4 protein-coding genes, 9 tRNA genes and 6 rRNA genes are annotated in these 15,737 nt (G+C 50.1%); all 19 read right to left on the minus strand.

Annotated features, from left to right (window positions below):
• Positions 1-71: 71 nt before the first annotated feature.
• The 19 genes from clpC to AUL54_RS10270 all read right to left on the minus strand — a co-directional run bounded on the left by clpC (position 72) and on the right by AUL54_RS10270 (position 15,565).
• A complete protein-coding gene (gene clpC / locus AUL54_RS10180) occupies positions 72-2,507 on the minus strand; it encodes an ATP-dependent protease ATP-binding subunit ClpC (RefSeq protein WP_060963753.1) in 2,436 nt (811 codons plus the stop codon).
• Complete coding sequence (locus AUL54_RS10185) at positions 2,504-3,595, minus strand: protein-arginine kinase McsB (protein WP_060963754.1); 1,092 nt, start codon at positions 3,593-3,595, stop codon at positions 2,504-2,506. The genes clpC and AUL54_RS10185 overlap by 4 nt, the downstream gene beginning before the upstream one ends.
• Positions 3,595-4,152, minus strand: a complete 558-nt coding sequence (locus AUL54_RS10190) for a protein-arginine kinase activator protein McsA (RefSeq protein ID WP_016935918.1) — start codon at positions 4,150-4,152, stop codon at positions 3,595-3,597. The genes AUL54_RS10185 and AUL54_RS10190 overlap by 1 nt, the downstream gene beginning before the upstream one ends.
• A gap of 13 nt (positions 4,153-4,165) precedes the next feature.
• The gene (gene ctsR, locus AUL54_RS10195) at positions 4,166-4,630 is read right to left on the minus strand and encodes a transcriptional regulator CtsR (protein WP_016935919.1); all 465 of its coding nucleotides are present in this window, start codon (positions 4,628-4,630) and stop codon (positions 4,166-4,168) included.
• A gap of 226 nt (positions 4,631-4,856) precedes the next feature.
• Positions 4,857-4,972 (minus strand): 5S ribosomal RNA (gene rrf / locus AUL54_RS10200).
• A gap of 51 nt (positions 4,973-5,023) precedes the next feature.
• Positions 5,024-7,952 (minus strand): 23S ribosomal RNA (locus AUL54_RS10205).
• A 174-nt stretch (positions 7,953-8,126) separates the two neighbouring features.
• A 16S ribosomal RNA gene (locus AUL54_RS10210) occupies positions 8,127-9,676 on the minus strand.
• Positions 9,677-9,910: 234 nt separating this feature from the next.
• A tRNA-Ala gene (locus AUL54_RS10215) sits at positions 9,911-9,986 on the minus strand.
• A gap of 4 nt (positions 9,987-9,990) precedes the next feature.
• A tRNA-Pro gene (locus AUL54_RS10220) sits at positions 9,991-10,067 on the minus strand.
• Between the two features lie 14 nt (positions 10,068-10,081).
• Positions 10,082-10,158: transfer RNA gene (locus tag AUL54_RS10225), tRNA-Arg, on the minus strand.
• Positions 10,159-10,169: 11 nt separating this feature from the next.
• Positions 10,170-10,255: transfer RNA gene (locus AUL54_RS10230), tRNA-Leu, on the minus strand.
• A gap of 14 nt (positions 10,256-10,269) precedes the next feature.
• Positions 10,270-10,344, minus strand: a tRNA-Gly gene (locus AUL54_RS10235).
• 24 nt (positions 10,345-10,368) lie between these two features.
• Positions 10,369-10,450 (minus strand) — tRNA-Leu (locus AUL54_RS10240).
• A gap of 6 nt (positions 10,451-10,456) precedes the next feature.
• Positions 10,457-10,532 (minus strand) — tRNA-Lys (locus AUL54_RS10245).
• A gap of 35 nt (positions 10,533-10,567) precedes the next feature.
• Positions 10,568-10,643: transfer RNA gene (locus AUL54_RS10250), tRNA-Thr, on the minus strand.
• A gap of 3 nt (positions 10,644-10,646) precedes the next feature.
• Positions 10,647-10,722, minus strand: a tRNA-Val gene (locus AUL54_RS10255).
• Between the two features lie 23 nt (positions 10,723-10,745).
• Positions 10,746-10,861: ribosomal RNA gene (rrf, locus tag AUL54_RS10260) — 5S ribosomal RNA — on the minus strand.
• Between the two features lie 51 nt (positions 10,862-10,912).
• Positions 10,913-13,841, minus strand: a 23S ribosomal RNA gene (locus tag AUL54_RS10265).
• A 174-nt stretch (positions 13,842-14,015) separates the two neighbouring features.
• Positions 14,016-15,565: ribosomal RNA gene (locus AUL54_RS10270) — 16S ribosomal RNA — on the minus strand.
• Together the 16S, 23S and 5S rRNA genes with 9 tRNA genes alongside form the textbook arrangement of a ribosomal RNA operon.
• Between the last annotated feature and the right edge of the window lie 172 nt (positions 15,566-15,737).

A 15,737-nucleotide genomic window follows, 5' to 3' on the forward strand; every position in this document is an offset into this window, starting at 1 on the left:
TATCGAATATTTCTCTATATAACAAAGTGAGGCATACACTTGCTTACGTATGCCTCATGTTTGTCACTATATTAGTTCGTTTTAGCAGTTGTTTTTACGACAAATTCGCCGTCTTCAACGTCAAGAACGATGTGCTGGCCTTTATCAATATTGCCTCTGAGAAGCTCTTCTGATAACCGGTCCTCCACATGCTTTTGAATCGCTCTTCTTAACGGACGTGCGCCGTATTCCAAGTCGACGCCCTCGTCTGCTACTTTTGCTTTTGCAACATCCGTCAGCTCTATAGAGAGATCTTGTTCTTTCAGACGTTTTGTTAATTGGTCAGACATAAGCGACACGATGTCTGTAAGATGTTTTTTCTCAAGGGAGTGGAAGACGATAATTTCGTCAATCCGGTTGATAAATTCAGGTCTGAAGGCACGCTTCAGCTCTCCCATGACTTTGTCTTTCATGTCTTTATGGTTTTGTGATTCATCCTGCACATTGAAGCCCACATATTTGTTGCGTTTCAGCTCGCTCGCTCCGACGTTTGACGTCATAATCAGGATCGTATTGCGGAAATCAACAGTGCGTCCCTTTGAATCAGTCAAGCGTCCGTCTTCAAGCACTTGCAGAAGAATGTTAAACACATCAGGATGCGCTTTTTCAATTTCATCAAGCAGTACGACAGAGTAAGGTTTTCTTCTCACTTTTTCCGTCAGCTGGCCGCCTTCATCATAGCCGACATATCCCGGAGGAGAACCGACAAGACGTGAAGTCGAATGTTTCTCCATATATTCGGACATATCCACTCTGATCATCGCTTCTTCATCACCGAAAATAGATTCCGCCAGCGCTCTTGCCAGCTCTGTCTTCCCTACGCCTGTAGGGCCTAAGAAGATGAATGAACCGATCGGACGTTTCGGATCCTTCAAACCGGCTCTTGCACGTCTGACAGCCTTCGCAACGGCTACAACGGCTTCATCCTGGCCAATGACGCGGGAGTGCAGAATACTTTCCATATTGAGAAGCTTATCTGTTTCCGTTTGCGCAATTTTAGATACAGGCACCCCGGTCCAGCTGGATACCACCATTGCGATATCCTCTACAGAAACTTCGGAGTTCTCCTGGCCTTGTTTTTCTTTCCACGTTTTTTTCGTATCTTCCACCTGTTCTCTCAAGCGCTGCTCCGTATCACGAAGAGAAGCCGCTTTTTCAAACTCCTGGCTTTGAACGGCAGCGTCTTTTTCCTTGCGAACTTCATCGAGTTTCTGCTCAAGCTCTTTTAAGTTCGGAGGCGTTGTGAAGGAACGGAGACGTACTTTTGAACCAGCTTCGTCAATTAAATCGATCGCTTTATCCGGAAGGAAGCGGTCAGAAATATAACGGTCAGACAATTTAACCGCCGCTTCGATCGCTTCATCGGTAATGGATACGCGGTGATGCGCTTCATAGCGGTCACGAAGCCCTTTTAAGATCTGAATGCTTTCATCGACTGACGGCTCATCCACCTGAATCGGCTGGAAGCGGCGCTCCAGAGCTGCGTCTTTTTCGATATATTTGCGGTATTCATCAAGCGTTGTCGCACCAATGCACTGAAGCTCTCCGCGAGCGAGTGAAGGTTTTAAAATATTCGACGCGTCAATCGCACCTTCTGCTCCTCCAGCTCCGATCAGTGTGTGCAATTCGTCAATGAATAAAATGATATTGCCCGCCTGACGTATTTCATCCATTACTTTTTTCAAACGGTCTTCAAATTCTCCGCGGTATTTCGTGCCGGCTACAACCGTTCCCATGTCTAATGTCATTACGCGTTTATCGCGTAAAATTTCCGGCACTTCATTGTTGATGATCTGCTGTGCGAGACCTTCAGCAATCGCAGTTTTACCTACACCCGGTTCCCCAATCAGAACGGGATTATTCTTTGTTCTGCGGCTTAATACCTCAATAACACGCTGAATTTCTTTGCTTCGGCCGATAACCGGATCAAGGCTGTCTTCCCTCGCAATCGCGGTTAAATCACGCGCCAGACTGTCAAGCGTCGGCGTGTTTGCGCTGCTATTTGTCCCTGCTCCGGATGTCCCTGTCTCATTGCTTCCGAGAAGCTGCAGAACCTGCTGTCTCGCCTTATTGAGACTGACACCCAGATTATTCAGAACTCTCGCGGCGACTCCCTCACCTTCACGAATCAGCCCAAGAAGTATGTGCTCTGTTCCTACATAAGAATGACCGAGCTTTCTGGCTTCATCCATTGATAGTTCTATTACCTTTTTGGCTCGAGGCGTGTAATGAGGGACAGAGGTGGTGCTTTCCTGTCCTCGGCCAATCAAACTTTCCACTTCTTTCTGCATTTTATCTGAATTGAGGCCAAGCGCTTCTAAAGCTTTAAATGCTATCCCTTCACCTTCACGGACTAACCCCAATAATATATGTTCAGTTCCGATATTTGTATGGCCTAAGCGCAGTGCTTCTTCCTGTGCCAGTGCCAATACCTTTTGAGCCCGCTCTGTAAATCTTCCAAACATCATATCGAATCATCCTCCTGTCTATTTGCACTCATTTCTAAACGCAGCCTTTCCCTGATAAGAGCCGCTCTTCTCGCGTCTCTTTCGTTCGGCCGTAATGCGCCGCCCGAATATTGCTGGAGAAAACCGGGCTGTGTCAAAATCATCAGTTCATTAAGTATATTGCTTGATAGCCCTTTAATGATCCCCAGGTCTATCCCCAGCCGAACGTCAGAAAGGCATTTCGCCGTTTCCTTCGATTCAATCATTCGGCAGTTGGATAAAACTCCGTAAGATCTGAATACCCGGTCCTCTAATTCAATTTTCGAGGTTTGATAAAGCGCTTCTCGGGCTGAGCGTTCCTGCTCAATCAGCTGGGCAGCCACACTATTCAAATCATCGACGATGTCCTGTTCTGATTTTCCAAGTGTGATTTGATTTGAAATTTGAAAGATATTTCCTAATGCTTCGCTGCCTTCCCCGTAAATTCCTCTAACAACTAAACCTAATTGGTTAATTGCCGGTATAATTCGATTCATTTGCCTAGTTAGCACAAGACCCGGCAAATGCATCATGACCGAAGCCCTTAGTCCCGTCCCTACATTTGTAGGACAGCTTGTTAAGTATCCTCTCTTCTCTCCAAAAGCGTAATCCACTTTCTCCTCAATCCAGTCATCAACCTGGTTTGCCGCTTTTATGGCGTTGAGAAGCTGGAAGCCGGGGAAGAGACATTGAATTCTGATATGATCTTCTTCATTTAACATAATGCTGACTTCTTCATTTTCAGAAAGCAGACAGCCGCCAAACGGTGATTCCGTTAAATTCGGGCTGATCAGATGCTTTTCCATCAGCACCCGTTTTTCCAAAGGCTGAGCTTCACTCATTCTGATTAAATGAAATTGACCGATATCAGGCAGTTCTTTCCCTGAAAAATGATCTTCGAATTGCTGAATAATGGATGAGGCTTCTTCATTCGTATACCGGGCAGGAAACTTTATATTTTCAAAGTTTCTGGCCAACCGTATACGGCTGCTGAGTACAATGTCACTTTCAGGTCCCTTTTGCTTCATCCAATTGCTTAATGCGTCCTGAATAAAATGCTTGAGCGACATTACCCTTGTTCCTCCTCACTGTCTGTGCCTTTTAATTTCTGCTCTAACGACCGGATCTGATCCCTGACCTGCGCCGCCTTTTCAAACTCTTCCTGATGTATTAAAGATTCAAGTTCCTTTTTTAACATTTCCATTTGCCGTCTTACATGCAGGTTTCCGCCTATACGTTTCGGAATTTTCCCGGCATGCACCGTGTTCCCGCTGTGGACTTTTCGCAAGATCGGCGTAATTTGGCTGTGAAATGTATCGTAACACTCCGCACAGCCGAACCGCCCTGTTTTTCTCAGCTGTTGAAACGTCATGCCGCATTTCTTACAGGCCGTGCCTTGCTCTGAATAGCCGAACATTTGAGAACCCGTGTTTTGAAAGGAAGACTCCATATTCAGCAGCCCTGATAATAAATTATGAATCGAGAACCCTTGGTTTCCACTTATACCGTATGAATCACTATTTTCTTTTGCACATTGTTCGCAAATATGAACTTCTTGCTTTTCTCCATTAACAACTTTCGTAAAGTGAAAAGTGGCCGGTCTCTCATTGCACTCTTGACAAATCAATCTTTTCACCCGCTTACTTTAGTTTTAAAGATGTGAGCATCGCCTTCATCATTCTGGCTCTTAGTTCATCCCGTTCAGGCAAATCAATATATAGAACTGAACGATCCATTACACTCACCATCATTTTAGCTTCTCTTTCCGAAATAACCCCGTCCTCTAACAGTCTGAGAATAATGTCATCAGAGGCTGCCTGGGACAAGTGGGTATGAATCTGCGAAATAATATTATTGATGAGGACGACTTCGTTATTCATTTTAACTTTGATAATACGAATATAACCGCCGCCTCCCCGTTTACTTTCAACAATATATCCTCTTTCGCTTGTGAATCTGGTGTTGATGACATAATTTATTTGGGAAGGAACACACTGAAATTTATCAGCAATTTCACTGCGTTTGATCTCTAAAATTTCTTTGCCATTTTGATCTAATACTTGTTTTAAGTACTGTTCAATGATGTCAGAAATATTATGTCCCACTCAACCCCCTCCTTTATTGACTTTGACTATATTTGACTTTAATCTTACTATAAGGTGTTTCGCAAAATTTTTCAACTGTATCGCTCTATCTCTATTATTTCCACTTTGCACAAGCATAAAACCTGCTTTTACAAAAAGGTATATCGTTACTTTTCTCATATTATATAACGTATGCAGAAAAACACAAAAAAGACAGCTCATCATGAGCTGTCTTTACCGTATGATTGCTTGGCGGCGTCCTACTCTCACAGGGGGAAACCCCCGACTACCATCGGCGCTGAAGAGCTTAACTTCCGTGTTCGGCATGGGAACGGGTGTGACCTCTTCGCTATCGCCACCAAACCATTGAGAGTGTTCTCTCAAAACTAGATAACAGTAAGCATACATTCAAAAATGGTTAAGTCCTCGATCGATTAGTATCTGTCAGCTCCATGTGTCGCCACACTTCCACCTCAGACCTATCAACCTGATCATCTTTCAGGGATCTTACTTCCTTGCGGAATGGGAAATCTCATCTTGAGGGGGGCTTCATGCTTAGATGCTTTCAGCACTTATCCCGTCCGCACATAGCTACCCAGCGATGCCCTTGGCAGAACAACTGGTACACCAGCGGTGCGTCCATCCCGGTCCTCTCGTACTAAGGACAGCTCCTCTCAAATTTCCTGCGCCCGCGACGGATAGGGACCGAACTGTCTCACGACGTTCTGAACCCAGCTCGCGTACCGCTTTAATGGGCGAACAGCCCAACCCTTGGGACCGACTACAGCCCCAGGATGCGATGAGCCGACATCGAGGTGCCAAACCTCCCCGTCGATGTGGACTCTTGGGGGAGATAAGCCTGTTATCCCCGGGGTAGCTTTTATCCGTTGAGCGATGGCCCTTCCATGCGGAACCACCGGATCACTAAGCCCGACTTTCGTCCCTGCTCGACTTGTAGGTCTCGCAGTCAAGCTCCCTTGTGCCTTTACACTCTGCGAATGATTTCCAACCATTCTGAGGGAACCTTTGGGCGCCTCCGTTACCTTTTAGGAGGCGACCGCCCCAGTCAAACTGCCCACCTGACACTGTCTCCCCGCCCGATAAGGGCGGCGGGTTAGAAGGTCAATACAGCCAGGGTAGTATCCCACCGATGCCTCCACCGAAGCTGGCGCTCCGGTTTCCAAGGCTCCTACCTATCCTGTACAAGCTGTACCAACATTCAATATCAGGCTGCAGTAAAGCTCCACGGGGTCTTTCCGTCCTGTCGCGGGTAACCTGCATCTTCACAGGTACTATAATTTCACCGAGTCTCTCGTTGAGACAGTGCCCAGATCGTTGCGCCTTTCGTGCGGGTCGGAACTTACCCGACAAGGAATTTCGCTACCTTAGGACCGTTATAGTTACGGCCGCCGTTTACTGGGGCTTCAATTCGCACCTTCGCTTACGCTAAGCGCTCCTCTTAACCTTCCAGCACCGGGCAGGCGTCAGCCCCTATACTTCGCCTTACGGCTTCGCAGAGACCTGTGTTTTTGCTAAACAGTCGCCTGGGCCTATTCACTGCGGCTCTCTCGGGCTTGCACCCTAACAGAGCACCCCTTCTCCCGAAGTTACGGGGTCATTTTGCCGAGTTCCTTAACGAGAGTTCTCTCGATCACCTTAGGATTCTCTCCTCGCCTACCTGTGTCGGTTTGCGGTACGGGCACCTCTCACCTCGCTAGAGGCTTTTCTTGGCAGTGTGGAATCAGGAACTTCGCTACTATAATTCGCTCGCCATCACAGCTCAGCCTTCACGGGAAACGGATTTGCCTATTTCCCAGCCTAACTGCTTGGACGCGGATATCCAATACCGCGCTTACCCTATCCTCCTGCGTCCCCCCATTGCTCAAATGGTGAGGAGGTGGTACAGGAATATCAACCTGTTATCCATCGCCTACGCCTTTCGGCCTCGGCTTAGGTCCCGACTAACCCTGAGCGGACGAGCCTTCCTCAGGAAACCTTAGGCATTCGGTGGACGGGATTCTCACCCGTCTTTCGCTACTCATACCGGCATTCTCACTTCTAAGCGCTCCACAAGTCCTTCCGGTCTTGCTTCACAGCCCTTAGAACGCTCTCCTACCACTGTTCGAAGAACAGTCCGCAGCTTCGGTGATACGTTTAGCCCCGGTACATTTTCGGCGCAGAGTCACTCGACCAGTGAGCTATTACGCACTCTTTAAATGGTGGCTGCTTCTAAGCCAACATCCTGGTTGTCTAAGCAACTCCACATCCTTTTCCACTTAACGTATACTTTGGGACCTTAGCTGGCGGTCTGGGCTGTTTCCCTTTCGACTACGGATCTTATCACTCGCAGTCTGACTCCCAAGGATAAGTCATCGGCATTCGGAGTTTGACTGAATTCGGTAACCCGGTAGGGGCCCCTAGTCCAATCAGTGCTCTACCTCCGAGACTCTTACCTTGAGGCTAGCCCTAAAGCTATTTCGGAGAGAACCAGCTATCTCCAGGTTCGATTGGCATTTCACCCCTACCCACACCTCATCCCCGCACTTTTCAACGTGCGTGGGTTCGGGCCTCCATTCAGTGTTACCTGAACTTCACCCTGGACATGGGTAGATCACCTGGTTTCGGGTCTACGACCACGTACTCATGCGCCCTATTCAGACTCGCTTTCGCTGCGGCTCCGCATCTTCTGCTTAACCTTGCACGGAATCGTAACTCGCCGGTTCATTCTACAAAAGGCACGCCATCACCCGTTAACGGGCTCTGACTACTTGTAGGCACACGGTTTCAGGATCTATTTCACTCCCCTTCCGGGGTGCTTTTCACCTTTCCCTCACGGTACTGGTTCACTATCGGTCACTAGGGAGTATTTAGCCTTGGGAGATGGTCCTCCCGGATTCCGACGGAATTTCACGTGTTCCGCCGTACTCAGGATCCACTCTGGAGAGAACGAAGTTTTGACTACAGGGCTGTTACCTCCTATGGCGGGCCTTTCCAGACCTCTTCATCTACCTCGTTCCTTTGTAACTCCGTACAGAGTGTCCTACAACCCCAAGAGGCAAGCCTCTTGGTTTGGGCTGATCCCGTTTCGCTCGCCGCTACTCAGGGAATCGCATTTGCTTTCTCTTCCTCCGGGTACTTAGATGTTTCAGTTCCCCGGGTCTGCCTTCTCATATCCTATGTATTCAGATATGGATACCACTCCATTACGAGTGGTGGGTTTCCCCATTCGGAAATCTCCGGATCAAAGCTTGCTTACAGCTCCCCGAAGCATATCGGTGTTCGTCCCGTCCTTCATCGGCTCCTAGTGCCAAGGCATCCACCGTGCGCCCTTTCTAACTTAACCGTTAAAAAGAATCACTACGTGATATCTTGCATTACAATTGAATGTGAATTACTTCTGTTATCTAGTTTTCAAAGAACATTATCTCGAAGAATCGAATGATCCTTCAAAACTAAACAAGACAGGGAACGTTCTGTTTATAAGACCCAAGGTCTTATATTCCGTTAAAATCCTTAGAAAGGAGGTGATCCAGCCGCACCTTCCGATACGGCTACCTTGTTACGACTTCACCCCAATCATCTGTCCCACCTTCGGCGGCTGGCTCCATAAAGGTTACCTCACCGACTTCGGGTGTTACAAACTCTCGTGGTGTGACGGGCGGTGTGTACAAGGCCCGGGAACGTATTCACCGCGGCATGCTGATCCGCGATTACTAGCGATTCCAGCTTCACGCAGTCGAGTTGCAGACTGCGATCCGAACTGAGAACAGATTTGTGGGATTGGCTTAACCTCGCGGTTTCGCTGCCCTTTGTTCTGTCCATTGTAGCACGTGTGTAGCCCAGGTCATAAGGGGCATGATGATTTGACGTCATCCCCACCTTCCTCCGGTTTGTCACCGGCAGTCACCTTAGAGTGCCCAACTGAATGCTGGCAACTAAGATCAAGGGTTGCGCTCGTTGCGGGACTTAACCCAACATCTCACGACACGAGCTGACGACAACCATGCACCACCTGTCACTCTGCCCCCGAAGGGGACGTCCTATCTCTAGGGTTGTCAGAGGATGTCAAGACCTGGTAAGGTTCTTCGCGTTGCTTCGAATTAAACCACATGCTCCACCGCTTGTGCGGGCCCCCGTCAATTCCTTTGAGTTTCAGTCTTGCGACCGTACTCCCCAGGCGGAGTGCTTAATGCGTTAGCTGCAGCACTAAGGGGCGGAAACCCCCTAACACTTAGCACTCATCGTTTACGGCGTGGACTACCAGGGTATCTAATCCTGTTCGCTCCCCACGCTTTCGCTCCTCAGCGTCAGTTACAGACCAGAGAGTCGCCTTCGCCACTGGTGTTCCTCCACATCTCTACGCATTTCACCGCTACACGTGGAATTCCACTCTCCTCTTCTGCACTCAAGTTCCCCAGTTTCCAATGACCCTCCCCGGTTGAGCCGGGGGCTTTCACATCAGACTTAAGAAACCGCCTGCGAGCCCTTTACGCCCAATAATTCCGGACAACGCTTGCCACCTACGTATTACCGCGGCTGCTGGCACGTAGTTAGCCGTGGCTTTCTGGTTAGGTACCGTCAAGGTGCCGCCCTATTTGAACGGCACTTGTTCTTCCCTAACAACAGAGCTTTACGATCCGAAAACCTTCATCACTCACGCGGCGTTGCTCCGTCAGACTTTCGTCCATTGCGGAAGATTCCCTACTGCTGCCTCCCGTAGGAGTCTGGGCCGTGTCTCAGTCCCAGTGTGGCCGATCACCCTCTCAGGTCGGCTACGCATCGTCGCCTTGGTGAGCCGTTACCTCACCAACTAGCTAATGCGCCGCGGGTCCATCTGTAAGTGGTAGCCGAAGCCACCTTTTTTGTCTGAACCATGCGGTTCAAACAAGCATCCGGTATTAGCCCCGGTTTCCCGGAGTTATCCCAGTCTTACAGGCAGGTTACCCACGTGTTACTCACCCGTCCGCCGCTAACATCAGGGAGCAAGCTCCCATCTGTCCGCTCGACTTGCATGTATTAGGCACGCCGCCAGCGTTCGTCCTGAGCCAGGATCAAACTCTCCGATAAATGGATCACAGACTAAGTTCACCGCATCCTGCAGTAACGTCTGTGTGATCTGCATCGTGCAGACCTTAGTTTGACTGACTACGCACATCGCTGTGCGATTTATTTAAAACTTTGAATTAACAGGTACGTTTTGTCTTGTTTAGTTTTCAAAGATCATTTTGTTCACTTTCTCAAGCAACTTTTTAATTATATAATAAGTTTCTTTTAAAGTCAACATGTTTTTCAAAAAATAAATGGTGGAGCCTAGCGGGATCGAACCGCTGACCTCCTGCGTGCAAAGCAGGCGCTCTCCCAGCTGAGCTAAGGCCCCAAAGTGGTCGGGAAGACAGGATTCGAACCTGCGACCCCATGGTCCCAAACCATGTGCTCTACCAAGCTGAGCTACTTCCCGATTTTTTAAAAATATGGCGCGCCCGAGAGGAGTCGAACCCCTAACCTTTTGATCCGTAGTCAAACGCTCTATCCAATTGAGCTACGGGCGCATAATAATGAATGCCGAGGGCCGGACTTGAACCGGCACGGTAGTCACCTACCGCAGGATTTTAAGTCCTGTGTGTCTGCCAATTCCACCACCCCGGCGTGGATGGTATAGTTGGAGCGGAAGACGGGATTCGAACCCGCGACCCCCACCTTGGCAAGGTGGTGTTCTACCACTGAACTACTTCCGCATACAGGATAACTATCCTGTATAATGCGGGTGAAGGGACTTGAACCCCCACGTCATAAGACACTAGATCCTAAGTCTAGCGCGTCTGCCAATTCCGCCACACCCGCGTAACATGGTGAGCCATGAAGGACTCGAACCTTCGACCCTCTGATTAAAAGTCAGATGCTCTACCAACTGAGCTAATGGCTCTCTTTAAAGACTTGTGTTATTATCTTGTCCAAAAATGGTGCCGGCCAGAGGACTTGAACCCCCAACCTACTGATTACAAGTCAGTTGCTCTACCAATTGAGCTAGGCCGGCATATGGTGGAGGATGACGGGCTCGAACCGCCGACCCTCTGCTTGTAAGGCAGATGCTCTCCCAGCTGAGCTAATCCTCCGTATATTACACTTACGTGTAATGGCTTGGCGGCGTCCTACTCTCACAGGGGGAAACCCCCGACTACCATCGGCGCTGAAGAGCTTAACTTCCGTGTTCGGCATGGGAACGGGTGTGACCTCTTCGCTATCGCCACCAAACCATTGAGAGTGTTCTCTCAAAACTAGATAACAGTAAGCATACATTCAAAAATGGTTAAGTCCTCGATCGATTAGTATCTGTCAGCTCCATGTGTCGCCACACTTCCACCTCAGACCTATCAACCTGATCATCTTTCAGGGATCTTACTTCCTTGCGGAATGGGAAATCTCATCTTGAGGGGGGCTTCATGCTTAGATGCTTTCAGCACTTATCCCGTCCGCACATAGCTACCCAGCGATGCCCTTGGCAGAACAACTGGTACACCAGCGGTGCGTCCATCCCGGTCCTCTCGTACTAAGGACAGCTCCTCTCAAATTTCCTGCGCCCGCGACGGATAGGGACCGAACTGTCTCACGACGTTCTGAACCCAGCTCGCGTACCGCTTTAATGGGCGAACAGCCCAACCCTTGGGACCGACTACAGCCCCAGGATGCGATGAGCCGACATCGAGGTGCCAAACCTCCCCGTCGATGTGGACTCTTGGGGGAGATAAGCCTGTTATCCCCGGGGTAGCTTTTATCCGTTGAGCGATGGCCCTTCCATGCGGAACCACCGGATCACTAAGCCCGACTTTCGTCCCTGCTCGACTTGTAGGTCTCGCAGTCAAGCTCCCTTGTGCCTTTACACTCTGCGAATGATTTCCAACCATTCTGAGGGAACCTTTGGGCGCCTCCGTTACCTTTTAGGAGGCGACCGCCCCAGTCAAACTGCCCACCTGACACTGTCTCCCCGCCCGATAAGGGCGGCGGGTTAGAAGGTCAATACAGCCAGGGTAGTATCCCACCGATGCCTCCACCGAAGCTGGCGCTCCGGTTTCCAAGGCTCCTACCTATCCTGTACAAGCTGTACCAACATTCAATATCAGGCTGCAGTAAAGCTCCACGGGGTCTTTCCGTCCTGTCGCGGGTAACCTGCATCTTCACAGGTACTATAATTTCACCGAGTCTCTCGTTGAGACAGTGCCCAGATCGTTGCGCCTTTCGTGCGGGTCGGAACTTACCCGACAAGGAATTTCGCTACCTTAGGACCGTTATAGTTACGGCCGCCGTTTACTGGGGCTTCAATTCGCACCTTCGCTTACGCTAAGCGCTCCTCTTAACCTTCCAGCACCGGGCAGGCGTCAGCCCCTATACTTCGCCTTACGGCTTCGCAGAGACCTGTGTTTTTGCTAAACAGTCGCCTGGGCCTATTCACTGCGGCTCTCTCGGGCTTGCACCCTAACAGAGCACCCCTTCTCCCGAAGTTACGGGGTCATTTTGCCGAGTTCCTTAACGAGAGTTCTCTCGATCACCTTAGGATTCTCTCCTCGCCTACCTGTGTCGGTTTGCGGTACGGGCACCTCTCACCTCGCTAGAGGCTTTTCTTGGCAGTGTGGAATCAGGAACTTCGCTACTATAATTCGCTCGCCATCACAGCTCAGCCTTCACGGGAAACGGATTTGCCTATTTCCCAGCCTAACTGCTTGGACGCGGATATCCAATACCGCGCTTACCCTATCCTCCTGCGTCCCCCCATTGCTCAAATGGTGAGGAGGTGGTACAGGAATATCAACCTGTTATCCATCGCCTACGCCTTTCGGCCTCGGCTTAGGTCCCGACTAACCCTGAGCGGACGAGCCTTCCTCAGGAAACCTTAGGCATTCGGTGGACGGGATTCTCACCCGTCTTTCGCTACTCATACCGGCATTCTCACTTCTAAGCGCTCCACAAGTCCTTCCGGTCTTGCTTCACAGCCCTTAGAACGCTCTCCTACCACTGTTCGAAGAACAGTCCGCAGCTTCGGTGATACGTTTAGCCCCGGTACATTTTCGGCGCAGAGTCACTCGACCAGTGAGCTATTACGCACTCTTTAAATGGTGGCTGCTTCTAAGCCAACATCCTGGTTGTCTAAGCAACTCCACATCCTTTTCCACTTAACGTATACTTTGGGACCTTAGCTGGCGGTCTGGGCTGTTTCCCTTTCGACTACGGATCTTATCACTCGCAGTCTGACTCCCAAGGATAAGTCATCGGCATTCGGAGTTTGACTGAATTCGGTAACCCGGTAGGGGCCCCTAGTCCAATCAGTGCTCTACCTCCGAGACTCTTACCTTGAGGCTAGCCCTAAAGCTATTTCGGAGAGAACCAGCTATCTCCAGGTTCGATTGGCATTTCACCCCTACCCACACCTCATCCCCGCACTTTTCAACGTGCGTGGGTTCGGGCCTCCATTCAGTGTTACCTGAACTTCACCCTGGACATGGGTAGATCACCTGGTTTCGGGTCTACGACCACGTACTCATGCGCCCTATTCAGACTCGCTTTCGCTGCGGCTCCGCATCTTCTGCTTAACCTTGCACGGAATCGTAACTCGCCGGTTCATTCTACAAAAGGCACGCCATCACCCGTTAACGGGCTCTGACTACTTGTAGGCACACGGTTTCAGGATCTATTTCACTCCCCTTCCGGGGTGCTTTTCACCTTTCCCTCACGGTACTGGTTCACTATCGGTCACTAGGGAGTATTTAGCCTTGGGAGATGGTCCTCCCGGATTCCGACGGAATTTCACGTGTTCCGCCGTACTCAGGATCCACTCTGGAGAGAACGAAGTTTTGACTACAGGGCTGTTACCTCCTATGGCGGGCCTTTCCAGACCTCTTCATCTACCTCGTTCCTTTGTAACTCCGTACAGAGTGTCCTACAACCCCAAGAGGCAAGCCTCTTGGTTTGGGCTGATCCCGTTTCGCTCGCCGCTACTCAGGGAATCGCATTTGCTTTCTCTTCCTCCGGGTACTTAGATGTTTCAGTTCCCCGGGTCTGCCTTCTCATATCCTATGTATTCAGATATGGATACCACTCCATTACGAGTGGTGGGTTTCCCCATTCGGAAATCTCCGGATCAAAGCTTGCTTACAGCTCCCCGAAGCATATCGGTGTTCGTCCCGTCCTTCATCGGCTCCTAGTGCCAAGGCATCCACCGTGCGCCCTTTCTAACTTAACCGTTAAAAAGAATCACTACGTGATATCTTGCATTACAATTGAATGTGAATTACTTCTGTTATCTAGTTTTCAAAGAACATTATCTCGAAGAATCGAATGATCCTTCAAAACTAAACAAGACAGGGAACGTTCTGTTTATAAGACCCAAGGTCTTATATTCCGTTAAAATCCTTAGAAAGGAGGTGATCCAGCCGCACCTTCCGATACGGCTACCTTGTTACGACTTCACCCCAATCATCTGTCCCACCTTCGGCGGCTGGCTCCATAAAGGTTACCTCACCGACTTCGGGTGTTACAAACTCTCGTGGTGTGACGGGCGGTGTGTACAAGGCCCGGGAACGTATTCACCGCGGCATGCTGATCCGCGATTACTAGCGATTCCAGCTTCACGCAGTCGAGTTGCAGACTGCGATCCGAACTGAGAACAGATTTGTGGGATTGGCTTAACCTCGCGGTTTCGCTGCCCTTTGTTCTGTCCATTGTAGCACGTGTGTAGCCCAGGTCATAAGGGGCATGATGATTTGACGTCATCCCCACCTTCCTCCGGTTTGTCACCGGCAGTCACCTTAGAGTGCCCAACTGAATGCTGGCAACTAAGATCAAGGGTTGCGCTCGTTGCGGGACTTAACCCAACATCTCACGACACGAGCTGACGACAACCATGCACCACCTGTCACTCTGCCCCCGAAGGGGACGTCCTATCTCTAGGGTTGTCAGAGGATGTCAAGACCTGGTAAGGTTCTTCGCGTTGCTTCGAATTAAACCACATGCTCCACCGCTTGTGCGGGCCCCCGTCAATTCCTTTGAGTTTCAGTCTTGCGACCGTACTCCCCAGGCGGAGTGCTTAATGCGTTAGCTGCAGCACTAAGGGGCGGAAACCCCCTAACACTTAGCACTCATCGTTTACGGCGTGGACTACCAGGGTATCTAATCCTGTTCGCTCCCCACGCTTTCGCTCCTCAGCGTCAGTTACAGACCAGAGAGTCGCCTTCGCCACTGGTGTTCCTCCACATCTCTACGCATTTCACCGCTACACGTGGAATTCCACTCTCCTCTTCTGCACTCAAGTTCCCCAGTTTCCAATGACCCTCCCCGGTTGAGCCGGGGGCTTTCACATCAGACTTAAGAAACCGCCTGCGAGCCCTTTACGCCCAATAATTCCGGACAACGCTTGCCACCTACGTATTACCGCGGCTGCTGGCACGTAGTTAGCCGTGGCTTTCTGGTTAGGTACCGTCAAGGTGCCGCCCTATTTGAACGGCACTTGTTCTTCCCTAACAACAGAGCTTTACGATCCGAAAACCTTCATCACTCACGCGGCGTTGCTCCGTCAGACTTTCGTCCATTGCGGAAGATTCCCTACTGCTGCCTCCCGTAGGAGTCTGGGCCGTGTCTCAGTCCCAGTGTGGCCGATCACCCTCTCAGGTCGGCTACGCATCGTCGCCTTGGTGAGCCGTTACCTCACCAACTAGCTAATGCGCCGCGGGTCCATCTGTAAGTGGTAGCCGAAGCCACCTTTTATGTCTGAACCATGCGGTTCAAACAACCATCCGGTATTAGCCCCGGTTTCCCGGAGTTATCCCAGTCTTACAGGTAGGTTACCCACGTGTTACTCACCCGTCCGCCGCTAACATCAGGGAGCAAGCTCCCATCTGTCCGCTCGACTTGCATGTATTAGGCACGCCGCCAGCGTTCGTCCTGAGCCAGGATCAAACTCTCCGATAAATGGATCACAGACTAAGTTCACTGCATCCTGCAGTAACGTCTGTGTGATCTGCATCGTGCAGACCTTAGTTTGACTGACTACGCACATCGCTGTGCGATTTATTTAAAACTTTGAATTAACAGGTACGTTTTGTCTTGTTTAGTTTTCAAAGATCATTTTGTCTTTCGTTCA

The organism is Bacillus sp. SDLI1 (assembly GCF_001553895.1).
GTDB classification, from domain to species: Bacteria; Bacillota; Bacilli; order Bacillales; family Bacillaceae; genus Bacillus; species Bacillus siamensis.